The organism is Paenibacillus baimaensis (assembly GCF_025567575.1).
This window is the reverse complement of sequence record NZ_JAOQIO010000124.1, coordinates 218,996-244,418: the sequence shown is the minus strand read 5'-3', so window position 1 is coordinate 244,418 and position 25,423 is coordinate 218,996. Positions and strand designations below refer to the sequence as shown.

At 46.4% G+C, this 25,423-nt stretch carries 20 protein-coding genes; 16 read left to right on the top strand and 4 right to left on the bottom strand.

Features of this window, described 5'->3' with window-relative positions:
• Positions 1-5 precede the first annotated feature (5 nt).
• Positions 6-1,799: a copper amine oxidase N-terminal domain-containing protein gene (locus tag OB236_RS37485; RefSeq protein WP_262688591.1), complete on the top strand. Its 1,794-nt coding sequence runs from the start codon at positions 6-8 to the stop codon at positions 1,797-1,799.
• Between the two features lie 67 nt (positions 1,800-1,866).
• On the opposite strand, the gene OB236_RS37480 is transcribed toward OB236_RS37485, so the two are convergent.
• Positions 1,867-2,751: a polysaccharide deacetylase family protein gene (locus OB236_RS37480; protein ID WP_262688590.1), complete on the bottom strand. Its 885-nt coding sequence runs from the start codon at positions 2,749-2,751 to the stop codon at positions 1,867-1,869.
• A 173-nt stretch (positions 2,752-2,924) separates the two neighbouring features.
• On the opposite strand from OB236_RS37480, the gene OB236_RS37475 reads away from it, so the two are divergent.
• Positions 2,925-3,653, top strand: a complete 729-nt coding sequence (locus OB236_RS37475) for a phosphonate ABC transporter ATP-binding protein (protein WP_076228639.1) — start codon at positions 2,925-2,927, stop codon at positions 3,651-3,653.
• A gap of 313 nt (positions 3,654-3,966) precedes the next feature.
• Here OB236_RS37475 and OB236_RS37470 read toward each other — a convergent pair whose 3' ends face one another.
• Positions 3,967-4,944 carry a YpdA family putative bacillithiol disulfide reductase gene (locus tag OB236_RS37470; RefSeq protein ID WP_262688589.1) on the bottom strand — a complete coding sequence of 326 codons (978 nt, stop codon included), beginning with the start codon at positions 4,942-4,944 and terminating at the stop codon, positions 3,967-3,969.
• Between the two features lie 165 nt (positions 4,945-5,109).
• Positions 5,110-5,706 carry a class I SAM-dependent methyltransferase gene (locus OB236_RS37465; protein WP_262688588.1) on the bottom strand — a complete coding sequence of 199 codons (597 nt, stop codon included), beginning with the start codon at positions 5,704-5,706 and terminating at the stop codon, positions 5,110-5,112.
• Positions 5,707-6,012: 306 nt separating this feature from the next.
• Between OB236_RS37465 and OB236_RS37460 the strand changes: the two genes are divergently transcribed.
• The 9 genes from OB236_RS37460 (at position 6,013) to OB236_RS37420 (ending at position 19,429) form a co-directional block, all read left to right on the top strand.
• Positions 6,013-6,237 (top strand): hypothetical protein, encoded by a 225-nt coding sequence (locus OB236_RS37460; RefSeq protein ID WP_262688587.1) that lies wholly within the window; start codon positions 6,013-6,015, stop codon positions 6,235-6,237.
• A gap of 18 nt (positions 6,238-6,255) precedes the next feature.
• Complete coding sequence (locus tag OB236_RS37455; protein ID WP_262688586.1) at positions 6,256-6,636, top strand: spore coat protein; 381 nt, start codon at positions 6,256-6,258, stop codon at positions 6,634-6,636.
• 221 nt (positions 6,637-6,857) lie between these two features.
• A complete protein-coding gene (locus OB236_RS37450) occupies positions 6,858-7,676 on the top strand; it encodes a hypothetical protein (RefSeq protein WP_262688585.1) in 819 nt (272 codons plus the stop codon).
• Between the two features lie 153 nt (positions 7,677-7,829).
• Positions 7,830-8,393, top strand: coding sequence for an NUDIX hydrolase (locus tag OB236_RS37445; RefSeq protein ID WP_262688584.1), 564 nt, complete (start codon positions 7,830-7,832; stop codon positions 8,391-8,393).
• A 168-nt stretch (positions 8,394-8,561) separates the two neighbouring features.
• The gene (locus OB236_RS37440) at positions 8,562-11,153 is read left to right on the top strand and encodes a LuxR C-terminal-related transcriptional regulator (protein ID WP_262688583.1); all 2,592 of its coding nucleotides are present in this window, start codon (positions 8,562-8,564) and stop codon (positions 11,151-11,153) included.
• A gap of 144 nt (positions 11,154-11,297) precedes the next feature.
• The gene (locus OB236_RS37435; RefSeq protein ID WP_262688582.1) at positions 11,298-15,467 is read left to right on the top strand and encodes an immunoglobulin-like domain-containing protein; all 4,170 of its coding nucleotides are present in this window, start codon (positions 11,298-11,300) and stop codon (positions 15,465-15,467) included.
• A 212-nt stretch (positions 15,468-15,679) separates the two neighbouring features.
• Positions 15,680-16,687 carry a 2-oxoacid:acceptor oxidoreductase family protein gene (locus tag OB236_RS37430; RefSeq protein WP_262688581.1) on the top strand — a complete coding sequence of 336 codons (1,008 nt, stop codon included), beginning with the start codon at positions 15,680-15,682 and terminating at the stop codon, positions 16,685-16,687.
• A 57-nt stretch (positions 16,688-16,744) separates the two neighbouring features.
• Positions 16,745-19,051: a thiamine pyrophosphate-dependent enzyme gene (locus OB236_RS37425; RefSeq protein WP_262688580.1), complete on the top strand. Its 2,307-nt coding sequence runs from the start codon at positions 16,745-16,747 to the stop codon at positions 19,049-19,051.
• A 75-nt stretch (positions 19,052-19,126) separates the two neighbouring features.
• Positions 19,127-19,429, top strand: coding sequence for a hypothetical protein (locus OB236_RS37420; RefSeq protein ID WP_262688579.1), 303 nt, complete (start codon positions 19,127-19,129; stop codon positions 19,427-19,429).
• Here OB236_RS37420 and udk read toward each other — a convergent pair.
• Positions 19,365-20,006 (bottom strand): uridine kinase, encoded by a 642-nt coding sequence (gene udk / locus OB236_RS37415; protein ID WP_262688578.1) that lies wholly within the window; start codon positions 20,004-20,006, stop codon positions 19,365-19,367. The two genes, OB236_RS37420 and udk, sit on opposite strands and share 65 nt — an antisense overlap.
• A gap of 211 nt (positions 20,007-20,217) precedes the next feature.
• On the opposite strand from udk, the gene OB236_RS37410 reads away from it, so the two are divergent.
• The 5 genes from OB236_RS37410 to OB236_RS37390 all read left to right on the top strand — a co-directional run bounded on the left by OB236_RS37410 (position 20,218) and on the right by OB236_RS37390 (position 25,352).
• Entirely contained in the window at positions 20,218-20,613 is a 396-nt protein-coding gene (locus OB236_RS37410) for a hypothetical protein (protein ID WP_076228649.1), read from the top strand.
• 96 nt (positions 20,614-20,709) lie between these two features.
• A complete protein-coding gene (locus tag OB236_RS37405) occupies positions 20,710-21,993 on the top strand; it encodes an MFS transporter (protein ID WP_262688814.1) in 1,284 nt (427 codons plus the stop codon).
• A gap of 246 nt (positions 21,994-22,239) precedes the next feature.
• A complete protein-coding gene (locus tag OB236_RS37400) occupies positions 22,240-23,574 on the top strand; it encodes an ABC transporter substrate-binding protein (RefSeq protein WP_262688577.1) in 1,335 nt (444 codons plus the stop codon).
• A gap of 79 nt (positions 23,575-23,653) precedes the next feature.
• The gene (locus OB236_RS37395) at positions 23,654-24,529 is read left to right on the top strand and encodes a carbohydrate ABC transporter permease (protein WP_262688813.1); all 876 of its coding nucleotides are present in this window, start codon (positions 23,654-23,656) and stop codon (positions 24,527-24,529) included.
• A 7-nt stretch (positions 24,530-24,536) separates the two neighbouring features.
• Positions 24,537-25,352 (top strand): carbohydrate ABC transporter permease, encoded by an 816-nt coding sequence (locus OB236_RS37390; RefSeq protein WP_076228886.1) that lies wholly within the window; start codon positions 24,537-24,539, stop codon positions 25,350-25,352.
• Positions 25,353-25,423: the final 71 nt, after the last annotated feature.

The following is a 25,423-nucleotide window of genomic DNA, read 5'->3' as shown; positions in this document are numbered from 1 at the left end:
GTCAAGTGATATCATCTCTATATAAAAAGTGGTTCGCCGCGATGGGCACATTGATCCTATTCATCAGCTGTTTGTTACCGAATTCTATGACTCCCTATGCTTCTGCAGCCGACGCGCCTGTGCCTGAAAGTAGATCGCTGCTGCTGTATTATGGCAAGAGTGAAGCTTTCCTCAATGGTACCATGCTTGCCTTGGAGGCACCCGTTGTTCAAATTAACAACCGTACTTATCTGCCTGCAGCGAGTCTTCCGTCATTGCTTGGTGTTCCAGTAGAGTGGGATGCTACTACCGGAAGTGTTCAGGTGACGACGCCTGCAGCATTTATTCAGCTTCAGCTTGCTGCCAAGCAGTTGCGTGTTAATGGTAAGATGGAGAATTTTGAGCAGGCTGCTTTCCAGTTGAATGATCGGTTGTATGTCGAATTGAGCTGGTTAAATCGTTTTATCGGATTCAAAGCGACAGTTAATGAACAACTGCAGCGAGTGGAGCTGTTGTATATTAAACGGGCTGAGGCTGGCAGCTTGTTCAATGATACGATGCCGAATACGAAGCCGGTAGCCAGATTTTCCGTAAATAAGAAATCGTATCGTTTGGGTGAGCCGATTATTTATTCGAATACGAGCTATGATCCAGATGGGGATACCATTAAAAACGTTGAGTGGACAGGAAAAGCCGAAGCGATTTTTCAACCGGGTTTGTTCAAGGTTTCGCTCTCCGTTACGGATAGTAAAGGTACCGTCAGTGAACCCTTCTCCTACAACGTAGAAATTGTGGACGAGCCGTATCTGGATGAATTTGAATATAAGGTGTACCACGAGCCAGTGGGAACGTATGTGAAGGAAGAGGAAGCAACGCTTCGTGCTTACTTACGAGGAATTCCACAGCTTCCTAACATCGCAACGCTTGAAAAGGACCGGCCTTTGATCGTAAGTGATAGCCCGGAAACCTTTACTGAAAAAGGATTTTTATATCAGGAAAAAGTGAATGGAAAAGCAAGGCTGTATGCGGATCATGTGAATGGCATGAAGGAAAAGGTGCAGTTCGCAATCATTGTTCGTAATCCAAGTCCCGATAAGCCAGTAACGATCAAGACTACGCGTCATGGCGAGGTACATCCCTCGATATATGCGAATCTCATTGGAAACGAGGCCTCAATCGAATTTTTGCAAAGCGACAGCACGCCAGAATCGATTACGGTTGCACCTTATCAAACGATGTATTACAAAAAAATGCCGGAATTTTATCCCGACCAAGGGATGAACGTGATGTATGATGTTGAAACAAGTGGAGAAGTCTATTTCTCCTTCGTCGCCATGGACGCAGGTGCCGGTATTGAATCTGTCGGTATGTACAAGCAGCTGGATTATACAGGGAATGTGAGGGGAACGTTCGATGGCTCGGATGTGTCCTGGAACGTCGATCTTACCGGATTAAAGAAACCATCCTCACTTGCAATTGGAGACGGTACGTCCGATCAATTCGTGACAGGGGTCGATGCCTACGTGAAGGAGCATTCGCTGAATTTGGGCAACTATGGTGTTGTTTATAAAATTCATATGGATCATCCACCGAAAATGGCTCTGCTGCTTCTGCCGCGGGGAGGCGTATTTAGAGGTCCCTTCGAGATTAACGGAAGTATCGTTCAAGCGCCGCCATCCGGCATTATGATGGATTACCAAGGTTATACCATATTGGCACGCACAGACGGAACGGAGCCGTCGCTCGATATCGAATTCACACCCGCAGCGGGTTCTGCGTTTCCTGTGGATGTCATTTTTTACCCATTGGAGGACAAATAAAGTAAGCTGCAGAAGGGGAGAGAGGCCACAAACAGGCTTCTCTCTTTCAAGTTTCAGGGAGATGAGTTTACTCGTGCATGGGGCTATCCACCTTGACACTGTCATTAATTTGAAACAACTGTGGAATCGTGACCAGCTCGATATGGGCTTCCTGGAGCTTTTCGATGATCCTTGGAAGCGCTTGTACTGTGCCTGCCAAATTCTCGCCTTCACCGCCGGCTCCGTGCTGCAGAATCACTGCTCCTGGTACAACATGACCCAACACATTATCTGCCACCTGATCGGCGCTGAGTCCCTTCCAATCCAGTGAATCTACATTCCAGTTAATAATATGGTACTGTTGACTGGCTAGCCATAATATTTGCGATTCGGTGACATTGCCATACGGCGGACGAAAAAGCTTTGGCTTGGCGCCAGTAATGGCAGCAAGGACCTCTTCTGTACGATGTATTTCATCATGAAAGTCAGCATCACTCGTTTTGGATAAATTCGGGTGCGTATAGCTGTGACTGCCAATGATGTGTCCTTCATTCTGTATACGCCGGATCATCTCGGGATGCGCTTCGGCACGGTTGCCAACGACAAAAAATGTTGCTTTCACTCCATATTTTTTGAGAACATCCAATATTTGAGCGGTAAACGTTGTATCCGGGACATCATCAAAGGTAAGTGCAGCCTGACGCAAGCTTTTGGGCCCGTTGAACAAAAAAGTACTGCGATATTTATGGTGCAAATCGGCCAATGTTAATGGCGTATTCACGCGTTCTTTGTTCTCTTTTCCGGCCAGTAGGTGGGGTGTGGAGGATGACTGAACACTCAGATTTTGCGCTTTGGATTGACCTGATTGGCCTTGCTGCTCCATTTGTCCAGTATTAGCTCCACATGCACCCGTTCCCAGCAGAGCTGCAGCTGTCAGCAGGGATAATCCAATTCTATAGCCTGAGCCGTTCATAATAACTCATCCTTTCTTAATCCCGATTTGCCTTATTTTGTGCTGAAAAGCAGTTTTTATGTATGAAAACAAGGAATAGGAACTCCTTTTAGTAATTAAAGTTTTTTTGTTGACGCAAGATGTTATATAATAAAGATTATTGCCGGGTCACAAGGAAAGGGAGAAGGAATCGGATGATTATTGTACGTAATTTATCTAAATCATTTCCACCAAATCACCAAATATTAGACAAGCTAAGCTTTCAAGCGGACGAGGGTGAGCTTATTGCTTTAGTTGGAGGCAGCGGAAGCGGCAAAACCACACTGTTTCGCTGTTTATCCTTAAAGCTGAATTGGGACGAAGGTCAATACATATACCAAGGGAAAGATATTTCGGGAGTGAACGGGCTGGAGAAATTCAAGCTTCGTAAGGATTGGGCCTTTCTGGAGGAAAAGCCTGATTTGAATCCACGTAAATCTGCTTTAAAAAATGTACTTAGTGGCTTGTTCTTTCACAAAGCATGGTGGCGCATTCTTTCGGGGACCACATCTGGCGATGATCATATGACTGCGATGGACTATTTGGACAAGGTCGGCTTACTCGAAAAAGCACATGATCCTGTTGAAAAGCTGAGCGGTGGGGAGAAGCAGCGTGTAGCGATTGCTAAGGCTTTGATTCGGGGAGCGAGAGTTATCTATGCAGATGAACCTATATCCGGATTGGACCCGGAAGCCGCTTTGCGTGTAATGGAGGATTTGAAAGACATTTGTACCAAGGATAAGGTGACCATTTTTTGCAGTTTGCATCAGGTCGAGATGGCCGAAAAATTTGGCTCGCGCATATGGGGTCTGGCCGAAGGCAAGCTAGTCGTTGACATTGCCGGGAGAAGGCTGACGCAGCGTGAAAAGAATCTGATCTTTTAAGGGGGGAGCTTGGTGAAAGATTGGTGAATAAGTGCAGCTGCGCGGCCGTAATGTTCTTCTGATCGTTGTTGTTCGCTTCTACAGAACACCACGGCCGCTCCGCCTATTATTCACCAATCTGAGTGGAGTAGGAGAGAGAACAAGCACAAATACGGATTGTGCTTGATTTGAAATTCAAATAAATGAGAAAAAGAGCAGTTTTCTGTGAATCTCAGAAAACTGCTCTTTTTGTCTTCATAGAAAAATCCTTTTTTAAAATTTCAGTCTTTAAAATATGGGTATTAATTATGTAAGAATAACGGATAAGAGTTCTCTACAAGTTGCTTTCGGCAATTCGGCGAGCAATCATACCGCCATGCAGTCGCCCTGATTCAATGAACACTTCGTTGGCATCGCTTCCTGAAGCGGCGACACCTGCAATGAACAAGCCGGGAATCGGGGTTTCCATGGTTTCTGGATTATGTATAGGAGCTGTGGACGTCTCATCCATCTGTACACCAGCGGATGCGAGAAGTCCTCGATCAGGGCGAAACCCGGTTAAAGCAAGTACAAAATCATTATCCAGGAGCTGCTCGTTGTCTCCAGTCCGAACTAGAATGGATTGGTCATGGATTTGAATGATCTGTGATCCGAACAGCATTTTGATTCTCCCTTTCTTGATCATGCTTTCAAATACGGGAAGAACCCAAGGCTTAATGCTTGATGAGAAGCCTTCTCCCCGATAAACAATCGTGACATCTGCACCTGCACGCATTAAATCCATGGCTGCATCGATAGCGGAGTTACTTCCACCAATTACTGCAACCTTTGTGCCGCTGTAAGGGTGGGCCTCATGAAAATAGTGGGAGACTTTGGCGGATTCCTCCCCAGGAATGCCCAGCATGTTCGGATGATCAAAATATCCCGTAGCCACAATGACATAACGGGCCTTGATCATCGAAATGTTATTAAATCGATCACTCAGCTGCAGCTCAAATGAGCCGTTATCTGTCTTTGTAATCGACTGGACAGTATGGTACGACTGAATTCGGACCTTGCTGCGTAAAGCAGCATTTCGATAATAATGAAGCGCTTCAAGGCGCGATGGCTTTTCGTTGGGGGTTGTAAATGGAATGCCGCCTATTTCTAGTAAATCCGGAGTGCTGAAAAAATGCATGTAGGTCGGGTATAAGTAAATAGAGTGTGCAATACTGTATTTCTCGATGATCAAAGGTGCATAGCCCAGCTTTTGCAGCTCCAAGGCTGCAGACAATCCACAAGGGCCTGCTCCGACTATAATAATCTCTTCCAAACCGTGACACCTCATTTCGTTCAAATCAGTTACTAGCCACAAGGCTTTGTATTCCATAGTAACCGATTCAATAAAACGATGCAAAAGGAGAATTCCACGCAGGGAATGCGATCATTAGTCGCGAAACAGGCTTTGAGATATTGCGGAAGCTGATAGATACTTAGGCTAGTGATGGCCAGTGACACTTGACTGCTTTTTACGGCATACATAGACAAAGGCTGGTGGAACATTGAGCATAACGAACTGTATGGCCTCAATTTCAAAATGCTTGCTTAACTGTTTCTTCATTTGGAGTGTATATTGGAAGGCGATAAAGAGACCGTCCGGTTTTAATGAATTGACGATCTGCTCCATCAGATCGTTACGTACTTGCTGCGGGAAGTTTGCAAAAGGGAGCCCGCTGATAATACAGTCAACATGCTCAAGGCCTTGCTGCCTTACAACACTGTGAATGCTTTTGGCATCGGAATGGGTAGTAAAGCCCGGGTGCTGATGTTCCAGCTGTTTCCGAAGATGGGAGTCACGTTCAAACAGCATAACCTTGGTTTCATGCTTTAACGAACGATGGATAGCTTGCGTAATGACGCCTGTTCCTGCCCCAAGCTCGGCTACGCTCGTGATTTCATTCCATTGCACAGCCGATACCATTTTGTTGGCCAGATGCCGGGAGCTTGGAGTAACGCTTCCAATTGCTTTGGGGGTTCGGATAAATTTATAGAAGAACAACATTTTTTGAAGCGCAGTTGTCTCGTTTGCGTTCATTTAAAATTCCCCTTTTCGATTCATTAAAGCTATCTGTAAGCATAATGTCTTCAAGCCACTTTGCACACGGACCAGAGTACTGTATTGAACTGGACTAAAGTCTGGTTTTCCAAAGTCTTGTTGCATCTGCTCTACTTTTATTAGTGTCTATCATACTACGAAAATGGATTTTCGCCTAATCTTTGTTCGAAAAAATCCCAATTTGTGTATCACCTGCTTAAATTTTAAAGTAGCAGCCCGAATAATATCATTGGGTTAGGGTATGATATTGTCGGTAATAAATATCGTTAAAAGGGAGAATATATGATGATGGAACCGATATCTACCAAAGAGCTGGATTACGTTACAGATTCGATTTCTAATGAGGATTTGATTATTAAGCAATGTGCCGTTCTCGCAGCAAGCACACAGCAAAATGCTACCCATTTGCTGTGTATGGACATTATCAATGTGCATAATCACCATTATAACACCCTGATGCAAACTCTTCATCAGCATGTACCCATTGCTCCTACACAAAACTATAATTAGAAAGAGGTGACCTGAAATATGAATCAGAGTACAGGTGCTTTACCGGAAAGAGAAATGCTGCTCACCATTCTCTGCGAGCTGAAACGGACAAGTCGTGAATATACGACGGCTGTGACGGAATCCAATTGCAGCGCTATCCGACAAACACTTACTTCCTTATTGAACAGCACCCTGGAATCACAGGCCAAAGTGTACGGTTACATGAAGCAGCACAATATGTATAATGCATCATCGCCGGTACTTCGCCAGGAAGTTGAAAAGAAATTCATGCAGCATCAACAAGCACAGCAAGAACAAAGCCAATTTGTACAAAGCAGGCTGCAAGGACGGCAGCCATACGGCGCTCCATTTCCCAATAATGGGAATACTCCCTCTCAGCATCAGTCCTTCATGATGTAGTGCCCGATAGCGCCGTTGTGATACGGCGAATGAAAGACCCAGATAAACGTCTTGCGTACGAACGATGCGCAAGGCGTTTTTACGTATCTGCTTACTATACGAATGGACATGCATATTTCATATTATGCTTCATAAAGTTACAATAGACATAAAAACTAGCAGGTTGTTTTTGCTAGATTCAGAGGTTGTTCACTTATTTAACGAGAAGAGGTGCTCGTTCCATGCTGGAATGGAATCGTAAAGAGGAGGCTGCCGGTATTGTTCGATTTATCCGAGCACGATTGCCGCTGCTGGTGATGGCTTTTTTGTTTGGGAATTTGATTGCTATCGTATTCACAGCGCTTGAGCCCTCTGGAGCGGATCTGCGATCCGAGACCTATACCTATCAGAAAACAACGACCCAGAACGGGGTTAAACTTCATTCGCTGCGCACTCGGCCTAATAATATTGTGTTGAAACATATTCAGTCGAATGTAACGTTAACCGATGAATTCGGGATTAATGGCGGTTTTTTTTGGAATGGAGATTTGCTTAGTATTGCCGTTGTCAATGACCAACCGTTAGTTGGCCAGCAGTGGGACTATGGATCAGGGTGGTATAATATTGATGTTCCGAAAGGTACCTTGGTATGGGATGAAATTACAGGCAGCTTTAACGTACAAGTCGCGATTGATGCAGAGCAGCTTCATGTAACAGATAAAGGACACTATTGGGCGCAAGGTGGAGTCAGTATGTCATTGCAGCACGATGAGCAGTGGATTCAGCAGGCGTTGGCTGAGGATATGCCGGCGTTTGCGGAGGCCCGGCTTCGTTCAGGTGCGGTTTATGACAAGTCCCAGAATCTATGGCTGCTAGTTTCGGAGACTCCTTGTACGGTAGAACAATTTCGCACAGCGGCGATAGAATGGGTAGGTCGCAACCAGGTCGTGGATGGAGTATTCCTCGATGGCGATGGTTCTTCGCAGATGCGCAGTGCACAGATTCAACTTAAAGGAGACACGAGAGAGGTGTATCAGATGCTTGCGCTCAAGAAAAAATAAAGCGCTGTACGGCTTAACTGGTTCCATTGACATTCACAGCAGCTAACATGCAAAATGGGTCTGGAAAGATAGTCGCAAACAAGCTATGATAACGATTAGCTGCCATAATTGGCGCATACATACAGGATGCATTTGGAGAGGTGGAAGAAACGAATGGCGATCAATTTTTGTACGGAATGCGGCCAGCCTATGGAAATACGGACCATAGATGGCGTAGAACGTCGTGCATGTACGAGCTGCAGCGCAGTTCATTGGGGATCTTACAGTATCGGGGTTGGAGCCCTTGTTATAAAAGATGATAAAGTGCTGCTTGTTCGCAGGGCGCAAGAGCCTGGTAAAGGGAATTGGACTAATCCTGGAGGCTATATTGAACAGCTGGAGCCTATTGAGGAAACGGTAATTCGTGAAGTGCTTGAAGAGTGTGGAGTTCAAACTAATGTTAAGGGAATTATTGCCTTGCGCGACCAGCCGCGAGCTTCGGTACATAATTTGTATGTGGCTTTTGAGATGGATTATATAAGCGGAGAGCCTATTCCTGATGGTGTTGAAGTAGATGGGGCCGGATTCTACTCAATGGAAGAAATGCAAACGATGAAGGTAGCAAGCTTCACACAGTGGCTGATCGATGCAGCATTGCGCGGTAACGGAGCCGGCTTGCAGCATGATCGGGAGCCGATTGTGCCGACGAATGGCAACGGGTTTTTCAGGGTTTTGTAAGGCAGGACAGGCTATTCTCAAGTCTTTGACTTTGGAGAATGGTCTTTTTTTGACTTGGACTCACATCCAGTGCCTGACTATTCAATGCAAAAACCAGCTGTGGCTGCATTTGACAACGCAATTAAGCTTCATATGTTTGAAAAAGCTTTCGAAAGGAGGTGTCTGCAGTTGAGATCAACTGACAATAGCATTTTATCAACCAAGCTCCATATGCAGAACAACATCGCCAATATAATCGCCCGCCCACGGTTATGGAGTACGCTGCAAAAAGGCTTGTCCTATAAAATTACATTCATCTGCGCCCCTGCCGGATTCGGCAAAACGACGTTATTGAGCCAGTGGCTGCGGGACATTGATACGCCGGTAGCCTGGGTTTCACTGGATGATGGGGATAACGATCTTTCCCGATTCTGGAGCTATGTCGTATCGGCTTTTGACCAAGCTTATCCGGGATTGAAGCAGAAGCTCCATTCCATACAATTTCATCAAGGCTATGAACCGTTCGTGGCTACCTTATTGAACGTGCTGGGCAGGTTACAAGCACCTGTCGTGCTGGCGCTGGATGATTTTCATCTCATTCGGGATTTGGTTATCCACCAGTCGGTGGCTTACTTTATTGAGCATTTGCCGGGACACATACATATTTACATCGCCAGCCGTACCGAGCCTGGTTTTCCATCTGCCAGACTGGAAAACCGCGAGATGATGTTTCGAGTAGAAGCTGAGGAGTTAAGATTTGCGGTTCGGGAAGGCATTGATTTTTATAAAGACTGTATGAACTTGACTTTGTCGGATGATGAAGCCATGATGCTTGTGCAGCGTACTGAAGGCTGGATCGCCGCTATGAAGCTGGCTGCTCTAACGATCCGAAAACGGGATTGGGTTTCAGTATTTGTTCATAATTTCTCGGGAAGGGATCAGTCTATTGAAAAGTATTTACTGGAAGAAGTATTCGAATTACAGGACGAATCGATTCGTGTATTTCTAATGAACTGTTCCGTTTTGTCAAGGATGAGTGCGCCGTTATGCCAAGCCGTGAGTGGCAGGGATGACAGCCGAAGCGTGCTTGAATACCTGTATCGAGCCCATCTGTTTACGATTCCTCTTGATGAAGAACACTGCTGGTTCCGGTTTCATCATTTGTTCGCTGAATTTTTGGGAAAGCAGTTGGACAATGCAGATCCGCACAAAGCATCGGAGCTGCGTGCTTTGGCTGGTGGTTGGTGCGAGCAGCAAGAGCTTGAAGAAGAAGCTGTGGACTACTACATAGCTGGCGGGCATTATGAACGGGCAGCAGCGCTGCTGGAGCGTATGACGGGCCGTGTGGTCGGGGTGGGCTGGACGAGGCTTTGCTCGTGGCTGTCGGGTTTTCCTGAACCGTTTCTGTGGCAGCGGCCATCACTCTTTGTGACTTATTTGCTGGCGTCTTTTTTGGGCAACGGGAAGGAAGAACCGGCTCGGCTGCTTATGAAAGGGGAACAAATTTATCAGGCTCATTCGGAGACATGGACAGAGGAGGAGCGTCAAAAATATTTGGGTGGCCTTCATTTGGTACGTTCCACATCCCAAATTATAACAAATCAGGATCGGCTCGGGGCCTTTCAATCTTTCCAAGCCTACTTGGAGTCCATGCCAAGCACAGACAGCTTCATCTACGGGATGTTCGATATGCCACTGCAAGCTTCGGCCCTGCAGTTGTTCCAAAGCGCCCGGGGACAGTTTGGGAAGGCGGTTGCTGTACCCTTTTTTAAAAAATTATTAGAAATCGTGGCTGATATGAATCAATGGATTTCAGCGTCGGTCTGTATCAGTTATGCGGAACTGCTGTATGAATGGAACGAGCTGGAGGAAGCGGAGCGTCATGTGCACACAGGACTCCGCCTTGCGGAACAGATTAAGCTTGGAACGGAGCAAGCATTTGTGTCGGGTTGGCTTCTGATGGCACGTTTGAAGGGTGCTGCCGGTAAGCGGGAGGAAGCGATCAATACGCTGTTGGAAGCGAAAAAGCGTTTCATGGAGCGGGATATTCCTGGCGGGATGATGTATGCAGATCATGCGATTGCTCGCATAGAAATGCAGAGCGGCGATGTCCAGCTCGGCCAGGAGTGGTTGAACCGATATGGGCTTTCCGACAAGGATGCAGTTTCCGTTATTCATATGCATGATTATTTATTTGTGGCACGGGTATTTATGGCATTAGGATATTGCGAAGAAGCCATGACGTTATGCGGGAGATTGTTGGAACTGGCCGTGAGGGAGCAGATGTCGCTTAAAACAACGGAAATCCTTCTTGTACAAGCGCTGCTGTCGGAGCAAGCGGGTAAACCGGAAGATGCCATTCTCAAGCTGGAAGAAGCGCTGCGTTGGGCAGAACCTGATGATAGCATACGCCTGTTCGTGGATGAGGGCGAACCGTTGAGAAAGATGCTGCTTATGTACATACGAAAGCGGCAAAGCAGGCATATCCGCCATATGGGTGGGTTGTCTCTTCACTATGTTCGCAAAGTGCTGCATGGATTCTTACATGAGGTTGCCTACATCGAAGTTGCAGCTGCTGGTTTCGATGAGATTTTGACAGGAAAGGAACAACGCGTGCTGGAATTGATGAGGGAAGGGCTCAGTAACCGGGAAATCGCCGAGCAGCTTCAAATCGGATACGGTACCCTCAAAACGCACGTTAATCATCTGTACAGCAAGCTTCATGTGAACAGTCGCGTGGAAGCGGTTAGACGCTCAGCGCAGTTCCCTTATAAGAACTAATGAACGGATGGCGTCGTTATCGACGTTATATCTATAACCTTGTCTCTACCTGCAGGCTCTGTTTTTGAGCCACAGGTAGATTTTTTTTTATTCGAAGTTTTTTATACTGGTTGTAATCGGAAGTGTGTTGAAGGGAGAGCTATAATGCAATCGATTAAGTTACGAAAAACGTGCTATGCTGCTTTACTTTTGGCTATGCTGTTGTGCATGTTACTTTCATTCGTTGGAACTTCCGCTCAGGCCGCGCAATCGGGAAACGAAGGGCGGCTAAAAGGGAAAATCGCGGCGGGAGCCGCCCATTCACTCGCATTGAAATCAGACGGCACCCTCATTGCTTGGGGAAGTAATAGTCAGGGTCAAACGAGTGTACCAGCAGGACTGAACGGTGTGGTGGCCATTGCGGCGGGAGATTTCCACTCGCTAGCGTTAAAATCCGATGGTACCGTCGTTGCCTGGGGATATAATGCTTACCATCAAACGGACATTCCCTCGGGTTTGAACGATGTAGTGTCGATCGCTGCGGGAACAAACGATTCGATGGCATTGAAGTCGGACGGCACTGTTGTTGCTTGGGGAGATAATGGTTACGGTCAAACAGACGTACCAGCGGGTCTGAATGGGGTGATATCCATTGCGGCGGGCTTCAATCATCAGCTCGCATTGAAATCCGACGGTACCGTCGTCGCTTGGGGATTTAATATTCAGGGTCAAACAAGCGTACCAGCAGGACTGAATGGAGTAGTGTCAATCGCGGCGGGGGGATACCATTCGTTAGCGTTGAAATCTGATGGCACTGTCGTTGCCTGGGGATATAATGGTTACCATCAAACGGACATACCCTCGGGACTGAACGATGTGGTGTCGATCACCGCGGGAATTTACCATTCAATGGCGCTGAAGTCAGACGGCAAGGTTGTCGCCTGGGGAATGAATAGTAATAATCAAACTGACGTACCAGCGGGACTGAACGATGTGATGTCGATAGCTAGCGGATGGAGCCATTCGATGGCGTTGAAGTCGGACGGCACCATCGTCGCCTGGGGAAATAATAACAACGGGCAAATGAATGTGCCGGAAGATCTGCAATTATTTGTAAAAGGGAGAATGATCGACGCAGGAGGGTGGCATTTACTCGCGTTGAAAACGGACGGCACTGTCGCCGCTTGGGGTGATAATATTTACGGTCAAGGGAACATACCAGTTGGACTGAACGATGTAAAATCGATCGCTGCAGGAGATCTCCATTCGCTCGCGTTGAAAACGGACGGTACCGTCGTTGCTTGGGGATATAATGGTAATCGTCAAACGAACGTACCGTTAGGGTTAAACGGTGTGGTGTCGATCGCTGCGGGAGGCTACACTTCGCTCGTGTTGAAAACAGATGGCACCGTCGCCGCTTGGGGAGATAATACCACCGGCCAAAATAACGTACCGCCGGGACTAAACGGTGTGAAGTCGATTGCTGTGGGAGTGAGCCATATGCTTGCTTTGAAAACAGACGGCACGATCGTTGCCTGGGGGGATAATGTTTACGGTCAAAGCAATGTACCGCCGGGACTGGATCATGTAAAATCAATCGCCGCAGGATCAAACTATTCAGCAGCATTGAAAACGGACGGCACTGTCGCTGTTTGGGGAGATAATACATACGACATAAGGAACACACCGGCCGGACTGAACGGCGTGGCGGCAATCACTGCGGGAAAGAACCATTTGCTCGCGTTGAAAGCCGACGGCACCGTTGTCGCCTGGGGAGAAAATAATGCCGATCAAGTGAGTGTACCGGCAGGACTGAACGGTGTGACGGGGATCGCCGCAGGAGGTTACTCTTCGCTTGCGCTGAAAGCGGACGGAACTGTCATCGCTTGGGGAGGTTATCCAACTGTTCCGGGCAGTGCTGATCTAAACGGTTTAACCTTGCAGGAGGGTTCTTTCAACCCGCCATTTCAATCTACGGTCACAGCATATACGTATTCCTATATCGGCGCCTCTGCTTCTAGCGTACATGTAACGGCCACATTCGCTGATTCATCCCTGTCTGCCTTGTATGTCAACAATCAGCTGAAATCCAGCGGTAATGCAACTATAGTTAACGTAACAGGAGCATCAACGGAAATTCCCGTTCGTGTGGAGCCTTATTTTTTACCAGGCCGATCCTATACAATCACGATAGTCAGAGATTCGGCGTCCCCCGATGTTCAATTCAGCGTTAATGGAAATGCATCATCGACAAAATCAGCCGCAACCCGGGTAACGGTTACCGATACGGAAAGTGGTGTTGATCCTGTTTCACTTCAGTATGTATGGATGCAGGGCTCGGCCGTGCCAGTCAGCGGTTGGACCTCGTTCCTGAATGGGCAGGAACTTATTCAAAGCAGTGGAGACGGGAATTGGTACCTGCACATACAGGCCAAGGACAAGGCGGGTAATCTTATCCATCAAGTAACCCATTTATTTATTCTTGATAACACAGTACCGGATCTAATTCTAAATGGCAGTAATCCGATGTATGTGCCCATAGGGCAGTCTTATGTGGAACCCGGTGTGACTGTGACAGACAATATCGATGGAAATATTCATTCGTCCAGCATTATAAAAACAGGCATTGTGAATACAGCAATCCCTGGTTCTTATCCAGTTATGTATCATGTGACTGATCATGCAGGTAATACAGCTCGGGTTACCCGAAACGTATATGTCTACGATGGACCCGTGATTCAACTGAACGGGCCCAATCCTATGACTGTAGAAGTAAACAGCTCATACACGGATCCGGGTGCAACGGCGATGGATTTCCAAGGAGGAGCTTTAGTACCCATAATAACGGGGGCGGTACATACTCGTGAATTAGGAACCTACAGCTTAGTTTATAACGCAACCGATCACTTGAATCATACAGCTCCCACGGTAACAAGGTACGTGTATGTGAAAGATACAAAGCCACCAGTTCTTTCTTTACTGGGTGATCATTTATGGGTCATTGGGGTTGGAGGTTCATTTCATGATCCGGGGGCAAGGGCACAGGATGAATATGAGAGCGATGTTTCTTCCTTGATCAATGTCACAGGAATCGTGGATACGAGCCGCATAGGTAAGTATAACATCGATTACAATGTAGCAGACAGTTCACATAATTCGGCACTTACGGTCACTCGGTATGTATATGTGATTGCTCAGCCTGTCATTAGGCTGTTAGGTCAATCAACAATGAACTTGATGGTAGGAGATACTTTCATGGATCCCGGAGCTCAAGCTAATGATACCTATTATGGAGACCTCTCAAACCGAATAGCAGTAACCGGGGCTGTAAACATGCAAGCAACGGGAACGTATACCGTGCGTTACAACGTGCAGGATCCTGCTGGTATTGCGGCAGTAGAGGTTACGCGTACCGTGATCGTGGAACCTCTTAACGTGACGGTAGAACCTGATAATCCAATCAGACGCGGGTCATCCCTTTCCGGCAATGTTGATTTGAAAGTCATAAAGTTTCTAGTAGATGGAAAGGAGCTGTCTGTATCCCTGGAAGGAGCAGTAGAGACCATTAATGAAATTATCGAGGTTCAAGTGGAGGCCGCGGATTCGAGAAGCATCGTTACTTTACAAGGCGAGACCCTGGAGGGTTCAAAGCAAATCCAGCTCTCTGAAGGAGATAATGTGGTTGTCATTATGGTCAAGGCGCCGAATGGCTCTGCGAAATCCTACTCCTACACGATTCACCGCACAGTTCCAGAGAAAACAACCGTTTCAGAGAATACAACAGCAATGTCTTGCATTTTTACAGATATTGGTGGACACTGGGCGGCAGCAGAAATTTGTGAGGCTGCGTCAGCAGGAATTGTTCAAGGTGATTCTGATCATAGGATGCGTCCTAATGAAGCGGTAACAAGGGCGGAATTTATTACGCTGCTTATCCGCACCTTACAAGGGTCAAGCACTGAATTAACCCCAATCACTTTTACGGATAAAGCAGACATTCCGAATTGGGCACAGCAAGCCATTCAATATGGGGTTTCTCATGGAATCATTAATGGTTACTCTGATGGTACTTTCCTGCCTCAAAATACGATGAACCGAATGGAAATGGCTGTGTTGATTACAAAAGCACTGAAATGGCCAATCGAGTTAGCGGGCGACACATCCTTTGGAGATGATTCCAACATACCTGCATGGGCGAAGCCCTATATACATGCAGGTGTTCAGCAGGGACTCCTACAGGGTAGAGAAGACAACCGCTTTATGCCAAATGACAAGACCACGCGCGCGGAGGCTGTAACCATCCTTTTGCGTGTAAAGAAGGCTTTGCATCCTTAATGGTGAGATTTTTGTAAGAGAACAAAAGCAATGACTACAGGAAACCGCGATCAGCGCGGTTTCTTCGGCATATGGATGGGGGTAAGAGAAAGGTTACCGCTTTTTTAATAAAAATATTTTTACAATAGAGGAATTTGTCGATCTATTCAGAATATAAATAGTATTTAGAAAACTAATCTAATTTTCAGTTTATTCTCGAAAGGGGTCTTGCAATGGTTACGCTACCAAGAACTAATGAACTGGGTTTTTTTGAAATCAGATTGGAATCAATTGGAGGACTCGGAGCTAACCTAGCTGGCAAAATGCTGGCAGAGGCTGGCGTGGTAGGTGCCGGCTTGAACGGCGTCAGTTTTTCCTCCTATGGTTCGGAGAAGAAGGGCTCTGCGGTCAAGGCGCATATCCGTTTTTGCGATATCAACACGAATATTCGGGATACCTCACCCGTGGAACGTCCGCATGTCGTAGGCGTATTTCATGAATCTTTGTCGAAAACGATCAATGTGATTAGTGGCATTTATGAGGATACACTGGTGCTGGTCAATTCGACGAAAACTCCGGAAGAGCTGAAGGCCAAGATGAATATGAAGGGCGGAACGATCGCCGTGATTGATGCGATTGGCATTTCGCTAGAAGAGAAAAATCGGGTTAATATGGCAATGTTAGGTGCATTATTCCGGTTGTGTCCTTTTCTTAATCCCGATACGATGAAAAATGTTATCCGCAAATCGTTGGAGAAGAAGTATCCTTTAGCTGTACAGCCAGCATTAAATACATTTGAAAGGGGTTACAACGAGGTTATCTTTCAAACTTTTGAGCTGACGGAAGGTGACCAAATGCCTTCATATATCCGGCAGGATACTCCTGTTCTTGGTTTTGGTACACAGCCTATGGGCGGTGTCATTACGAATCCCGGAAATAGTGTATTGAAGGATCTGAGTATATCGAGGGCGGGCATGATGCCGCATTTTGAAGATGACAAATGTATTCACTGTGCAGCCTGTGACACGGTCTGTCCGGACTTTTGCTTTGTGTGGGATGAGCAAGCAGATAAAAAGGGCAGGCCGCAAATGTTCCTCCAGGGAATCGATTACCAATACTGCAAGGGCTGCTTGAAATGTGTACAGGCCTGTCCAACGGAGGCACTTTCCAGTGCAAGGGAAGCTGACGGCTATGCGGATGAGCATCGTGTACCTCACCGGTTCGATTTGGCTGCAACCTGATTCGTGTAAATCGCATATCATAATCCATTACATGTAAATTGAAGGGTGGAGAACAAAGTGGCAATTGAGATTAATAAAGAGATTCCTCAGGGTACAGTGGAGCAGCGGATCGTATATGAATCCGGTAATGAAATGGCGGCTTACGCCGCACACCAAATCAATTATCACATTATGGGATATTTCCCAATCTCGCCTTCTACAGAGGTTGCTCAATTTCTTGATATGATGAAGGCTAACGGACAGCACGACATCAAGCTGATTCCGGCAGATGGCGAGCACGGTTCAGCAGGGATTTGCTATGGAGCATCCACAGCTGGCGGTCGTGTATTTAATGCGACCAGCGCGAATGGATACTTGTATATGCTGGAGCAAATGCCGGTGCAATCGGGAACCCGTTTTCCGATGGTAATGAACCTTGTCTGTCGCTCCGTATCCGGACCTTTGAACATTCACGGAGACCACTCCGATTTATATTATGCTTTGAATACCGGCTGGCCAATCCTGATGTGCCGTGACCCGCAGGCTGTGTATGACATGAATATTATGGCACTTAAACTGGCTGAGGATGCTGAAGTCCGCTTGCCTGTTATTGTTGCGTCCGATGGATACTTCACTTCACACCAAAAGCGCCGGGTACAAACATTCACCAAACGTGAGGATGTACAGGCTTTTATCGGGGAACAGCCACCAGTTGGTTTTGCCGATACGCTTGACCGTAACAATCCAATCACAGTCGGACCTTACATGAATGAACCCGACTATATTAATAACTGCTACCAGCAGTCCATGGCGATGTACAGGGCGGAGCATGTCTTTGACCGTATTCGTACCGAATATGCAGAACTGACAGGGCGCGACTATCCGATTCTTGATTTGTATTGTATGGAGGATGCAGAGGTTGCTGTGTTCCTAATGAATTCAGCATCGGAAATTATTAAAGACGTTGTGGATCAGCTTCGTGCTCAGGGCATTAAAGCGGGTTCCATTGCCCCCAATTTGATTCGTCCATTCCCGCAAAAGGCGATAGCTGAAGCCTTGAAAAATGTGAAGGCTGTCACCGTTGGCGACCGTGCTGATTCTTATGGTGGTCATGGCGGCAATATGGTCAATGAAATCAAGGCTGCACTGTTCACGCTTGGCAATCATGACACGATGGTCATAAGCCGTATCTATGGTCTGGGTGGCAAGGATTTTTACAATGAGGATGGTCATGCATTATTCCAGTTCGCTATAGAAGCGGTGGAAAAAGGCAAGGTAGAAGTACCGTTCGATTATTACGGTCATTCGGTTGGGGATCCGAATCGAACCATGAAACGTGTCCTGAACCCGATGAAATATGAGGAATTAAATACAGGACTGATCACGGTCAAGCAGGATGAAGAGACGAAGAAGCTGAATGTTCGCATTCCGCCTTTGCGTGCTCTAACGAAGAAGCCAAAACGAATTGCTCCGGGTCATGGCGCCTGTCCGGGCTGCGGTATTTTCTCAGGTCTTGAATTGTTCTTCAAGGGGATCGAGGGTGATATCGTAGCGTTGTTCCACACAGGCTGTGCCATGGTAGTCACAACAGGGTATCCGTACTCCTCACATAAGGCGACCTATATTCACAATCTGTTCCAAAATGGTGCAGCTACCATGTCCGGTGTTGTTGAAATGTTCTGGGAGCGCAAACGCCGCGGTGAACTGGATGCATATAACCTGCCTGCCGATTTCACATTCGTGATGATCACTGGCGACGGTGGGATGGATATCGGGATGGGGCCAGCAATCGGTGCAGCGCTGCGAAATCACAAAATGATCATTCTGGAGTACGATAATGAAGGTTACATGAATACAGGTGCACAGCTGTCTTATTCCACGCCAATGGGCCATCGGACATCGACTTCCAATGTAGGCTCCAAGCAGGGGGGGAAAGTGTTCCATCACAAGGACACCGCGCAAATTATGGCAGCAACCCACATTCCTTATGTATTTACAGGATCAGAGGCGTTCCCGCAGGATTTGGTTCGTAAAGGTGCCAAGGCTCAATGGTATGCCCAGAATGAAGGTTTGGTATACGGCAAGATTTTGATTGCCTGTCCATTGAATTGGCTGTCAGAAGACGAGGACGGGTCCAATATTGTCGGTGCGGCAGTAGATTCCTGCTTCTTCCCGTTGTATGAGGTAGAGCATGGGGTTACAACGATAACTTACAATCCGGAGGATAAGAGTAAAAAGGTTCCTTTGTCAGAGTGGCTCACTACCATGGGCAAAACGAAGCATATGACTAAACCTGAGTATGAGGATTCCTATAAAGAGTTCGAGAGGGAAGTGGAACGACGCTGGAGTATGCTGAAGGCCAAGCACGAAAGCCCGTATCTATAAGTTCGTAAACGCAAAAGGCATTCTCTCCCAAAGAGAAAAATGCCTTTTGTTTTTTGGAAAATGGAGGAGATCAGGTTGCCTTATGTGATGAAGCATGCAATTACATCAAAGCTGTATACCTGTATGCTGGTTAACGGCTATAGGCTGCCTTATTATGGGACCAAATATTGGGATGACGAAGAAGCTGCCCAGCTTGATTACCTTGATTTTTTGAACATACAGGGCGTGGCTGATCCGGATTCATGGCACCTGCTGGAGCTCACCGAAAATCAGTTAAAAATGTGCAATGTGAAGCTTAAAAATGATTCGCGATTTATCCTTCATTGGGACCAAGTGGTGCAAGCGGCGGTTGCAAGTATTTCTCCGTCAGAATTGTAAGTAGGCTGATGCCGACTTCGTTGTGCCCACCTTCGGGTATGATGATGTCGGCATATTTTTTGGAGGGCTCGATAAATGCTTCATGCATCGGTTTTACGGTGGACAGATATTGATTGTATACGGATTGAATGCTGCGGCCGCGTTCTTGAATATCACGCAGGACACGACGGAGAATACGCACGTCAGGATCTGTATCTACGAACACCTTGATATCGAGAATACCGCGCAACAGCTCGTCCGATAAGACGTGCAGTCCCTCTATGATAACGATCGGATTCGGAAGCAGCTCAATCGTTTGCTCAGAGCGTGCATGCTTGGCAAAATCATAGGTTGGGGAATGGACAGTTTGGTTAAGCTTTAACAACTTTAATTGTTGCAGCAGCAGCTCGTTATCAAAAGCAAAAGGGTGATCATAATTGATCAATTCGCGCTCAGCCAATGGTAATTCGCTATGATCGCAATAATAATTGTCCTGGGAAATGAAAGTAATTTGTTCACTGCCGAGCTTGTCGATGATGGAGCGGGCTACGGTGGTTTTTCCTGATCCGGTACCGCCTGCAATTCCGATGATAAGCATAAATAAGTATTCCTCCTGCGTGGACGCTTGGTTTGCGAGTCAATCCCGTTATTCTATCATAAACATAAGGTGAAGACGAGAGTAAAAGGATGGTGCAGGGTTCTGTAGCGTACAAGCAAGGATTGTGGTATGCTCTTTGGCAAACACAATTTATACTTGTCATAACCAATTATCCCATCCTACGGTTGTGGGTATTGAGGAGGTACTTATCATGAATAACGATTTTATCCAGATTAAGTCCTTGCAGGGTGATTTGAAAATTTCGCACAAAAAAAGTGATTTTGGTATTACCGTTTCCACCGAAGAGCTGGTCTACCAGAAACCGCATGTTAACTATTATTTCAAGCTTGCGCACATTACAAGTATCGTTCCGTTCGATACTTCCGAGAGCAAGAAGATCACTTTTCATAATCGGCGTTCCTCGGGTAGTGAAATCATAACCATGTCTCAAGGCATACCGCATTACCGTTTTCATGTGAGTCAGGCTTATGTGCATAATCGCAGCGGTATATTTCAATTGGGAAATGCTCAATTTATATTGCCTATTGTGAATGATTTACTTAAAGCGATTTCCAAATATGCGGGTTTAAGTGGAATTGAAATCTGAATACGATGAAGTTGGAAGAGGAATTGCAGGGAGGATCAACTATTGGCTACACACGCATCAACCGCAAGCATTACTACCAAAAGTAAACTGCCTGCTATGGCCAGCGTAGTTATTGCTATGCTGGTCGCTTCTATGGATACGACCATTATTAACACAACGATGCCGATCATTGCCAAGGAGCTGGGCGGGTTTGAGCTGTATGCATGGAGTTTTGCCTCGTACATGGTCGTATCTACGGTCGTCGCTCCAGTAGCAGGACGAATATCCGATTTGTACGGACGCAAAACGATATTTGCAGTAGGTATTATCATTTTCTTGTTGGGTTCTTTATTGTGCGGTTTCGCCAATACGATGTTACAGTTAATCCTGTATCGTGCGGTACAGGGGATCGGCGCGGGTGTCATGATGCCGTTTCCTTCGATTATATCGGGAGACTTGTATCCACCAGAAAAGAGAGGCAAGATTCAAGCGTTTTTCACAGCCATGTGGGCGTTATCTGCTATTTTGGCACCTATGCTTGGGGCATTATTCGTACAGTATACGACATGGCGCTGGATTTTTTACATTAATATTCCTTTATGTCTGATTTCATTGCTATTGCTTAGAGCGTATAAGGAAGTGTACATTCCGAAGAAATCCAAGGTGGATAGCTTGGGTGCAGTGCTGTTTGCTGCTGGAGTCAGTATGCTGCTGCTCACAACGGTTGTTGAAAACTACATATGGGCCTATGCTGTTGCAGGTGTCATCATCCTTTTTGGATTTTATTTGTATGAACGGCAACATCCTTCACCGATTGTTCCCTTAAACTTGTTTGCGAATCGCTCGATTTCGGGAATGAATATGAATTCGTTTCTTGCATGTGCCGCATTATTCGGTGTTTCCAGCTATGTGCCGTTATTTCTTCAGGAGGAAGGTCATAGCTTATTTGTTAGCGGCTTGGCCTTGCTTGGGGTATCGTTTGGGTGGATGGTCGTCGCGGTTCCGAGCGGCAAATGGACAGTAAAATGGGGCTACGGGAAGCTGATTATTATTGGCAACGTCCTGCTGATCTGTTCGGGTGTGATGCTGCTTTTATTGAAGCAGGGTACTGGATTCTGGTACATCTTCTCGGTGATGGTTGTCCAGGGACTTGCTTTTGGCTTGATCTTCACGGTGGCTACGATTGGGTCTCAACAGCTGGTAGATGCCAATCAGAAAGGAGTTTCGACTTCCATGCAGTTGTTTTCGCGTAATATCGGAACGGCGGTCGGTGTGACGGTAATGGGTGCTTTTTTGACAAAAGGATTGGATGTATACAGCGGGTTTCATGCCTTATTCATGTATGGTTTTATAGCTAGCCTTGTGGCTCTTGCATCGTCGTTTGTGCTTAGAAAGGTATAATTCGTTTGCACTCAGAAAATTATAGACAATAAGATCCCCTTGTAGTGGACACTCCAAAAAAACCTCATGTGATCATGAAGGAAAGAGTGAACAGCAAGGGGATATTTTTTATGCCCAAGAAGTGTAAAACGATTGTGTTCCCGTTATCGATGTTGAATCTGCGTTATTTCGAGGACGTCTTAAATCAGTTACGCTATATCTATAGATCGGACATACGATCGAACATATATCAGGGAGGTTCAATAGATGAATCAAAAAATGAAAAAATGGCTTCCAGCCAGTGTGGCTACCATCATGGCAATGAGTATAATAGCCGGCTGTGGGAATGGTACCCCCGCACCAGTTCCAGCAGCAGATTCAGGGAAAACTGCAGCTGCCAAGCCATTCGAGGGCAAGAAGCTTACGGTCGTTACCGCTAACCATCCATGGGGCGAGGCAATCAAACCGCTGCTACCGGAGTTTGAAGCTCAAACAGGGATGAAAGTGGAGGTCCAAAGCTTTTTCGAAGATCAGCTTACGCAGAAGCTGACTGTACAATTTACTTCCGGTTCGGCAACGCCTGATGTGTTCATGTATCGTCCTTTACAGGAAGGTAAGCTTTTTTACAAAAATGGATGGGTACAAGCACTGGATGAATACGTAAAAAAAGATGCCAGCTACGACTTTGAAGACTTTACGAAATCGTCCATAGGATCAACGACGGTTGACGGCAAGCTGGCGGGTATTCCCATCATCACTGAGCAGGAAATCCTTTATTATCGCAAAGATCTATTGCAAAAAGCGAACATTGCCGTACCCAAAACCTTGGACGAGCTGACAGCGGCCGTGAAAAAGCTGCATGATCCAAAGTCGGAAATGTACGGTTTTGTAGCCCGTGGCCAACGCTCTCCGCTGGTTACCCAAGTCTCGTCCTTCTTATATTCCGAAGGTGGCGATTTTACTAAAGATGACAAGGCAACGCTGAATACGCCCGAAGCCATAAAAGCTTTCACAACCTACAGTACCTTATTAAAAGATTATGCGCCTCCAGGTGTTCTTAATATGTCCTGGCCGCAGGCACTCGGTATTTTCGCACAAGGTAAGGTTGCTTTTATCACAGATGCCAATTCGCTCTACAAAAACACGACGGATCCCGAGAAGTCCGTCATTGCCGATAAAGTGGGTTATGCACTCTTCCCGGGTGGTCAAGCAGGCTCGAAGCCTTATAACATCACCTCATGGGGCCTTGCAATGAATTCAAAAACAGCCAATAAAGATGCTTCCTGGGAGTTTGTGAAATGGGCAACCGGCAAGGATGTCGTATTGAAAACGCAAAAGCTGGGTAATCCAGGTCCTCGTGCGTCGGTGTGGGATAAACCTGATGGAGTATCCGGCTTCCCGGCCGAAATGGTTCAAGTTATTAAGGATTCGTCCAAAGGTGGAGTCGACCATGATCGTCCGGTTGTGATCGGTGTAGGCGAAGCACGTGATGTGGTAGGCAGTATTGTGCTTCAAGGTATGACAGGTGGTGACATTAAGGCAGCCGCGGATAAAGCGAATCAGGAGCTGCAGGTTATTATCGATAAAGAAAAAGGTAAATAAATAATTATTTACATGAAGGAAGGGGCCGGTGGCTATGCTGGCCCTTTCCGTATTCCAGTCAGGAAAGGAAGCCACACAGATGAGTGAAAGCTGGTTTGATCGTAATATTAAATGGATTTATACGATGCCCGCAGTTTTATTTGTATTGATTATGATGGTGTTTCCAATTGTCTATACACTCAGGATCAGCTTCTATGAGTGGAGTATGTCCGCGACGACTCCGCCTAAATGGGTTGGTCTCAGCAATTATAGTGCTTTGCTCTCAGAGAGCCGGTTTTGGCAATCTGTTGGCAACACCTTCTACTTTACCTTTGCTGCGCTCATCCTTGAAACGATACTGGCTATAGCGATAGCCTTGCTATTATATCGGGATTTTCGTGGTAAAAATATTGTGAAAACGTTGTTCCTGCTGCCGATGGTTGCGACACCTGTTGCAATGGGATTGGTATGGATGTTGATTTACGAGCCTACGATCGGGATTGCCAATACACTGCTTAAATCACTTGGGCTTGATCCATGGCTATGGCTGGCTTCGCCCTCTCAGGTTATTCCTTCGCTAGTCATCGTAGACGTATGGGAATGGACACCCATGATCGCGTTGATCGTGATGGCCGGGTTGTCCACACTGCCAAGCGACCCTTATGAAGCGGCTGATGTGGACGGTGCTACGCTATGGCAAAAGTTCCTTTACATCACACTTCCCTTGTTGCGGCCGACAATCATCGTAGCTGTCATGCTGCGCCTGATTGATGTGCTTAAAACTTTCGATATTATTTATGCGACCACACAAGGCGGTCCTAATCTGGCATCAGAAACATTGAATGTATATGGTTATGTGCTTGGCTTCCAGTATTTTAAGCTGGGGATGGCTTCTTCACTGCTTGTGATGTTTTTCGCTTTGGTTATGGGCCTTACACTCATGATGATCTGGATTCGTAAAAGGCTGGAGGCGTAGATGCATGATGAAAAAGAAAGGCGCTAATAATTGGGTATACACCTTGCTTACAATTATCGTGATGGCTGTGTTTTCATTCCCGTTTATCTGGATGCTGCTGGCTTCCTTTAAGACGCAGGCACAGATCTTGTCGTCTGGACAGTTTTTGTTTTTCAAACCGACCTTTAAAAATTATGTGAACGTGTTCGAGCAGTACGAATTTATGCGTTTTATCGTGAACAGCTTTATTGTTGCGGTAGGGTCCACGCTTGGTTCGTTGCTGCTCGGTTTACCGGCAGCCTATGCTATTGCCAGATACCGTCTTCAGGGTTTGGGACTGGTAATTCTGGTGGCAAGAATTATTCCGGGCATTACATTTCTGATCCCATGGTTTATTCTGTTCTCGAGTCTGCATTTGGTTGATACGTACATGGCGCTGATCCTAAGCCATATGCTCGTCGGGCTGCCTTTTATTATTTGGATTATGATTTCGTTCTTTGAGGGGCTGCCACTGGAAATTGAAGAAGCGGGGATGATTGACGGCTGTACACGCTCTCAGGTGTTTTTGAGAATTATTTTACCGATCTCGGGAGCTGGAATCATTACGTCCTCATTGCTATCATTCATTTTCTCATGGAACAACTTTATGTTTTCGATTATACTGGCTGGAGATAAAACAAAGACACTGCCGATTGCGGTGTTTAACTTTTTATCTTATTCGGATATTAACTGGGGTGCACTCATGGCTGCAGCCTGCATCATTACATTGCCGGTATTGATTATCGCTTTATTGGCGCAGCGGTATATTGTTAGTGGCTTGGCTGCTGGAGCGGTAAAAGGATAGTCATGCTTAGAAAAGTGGGGAACCTGCTGCTGTTGGTATGCTCCAAGCAAGCTCTTGGTAACAATACTTTG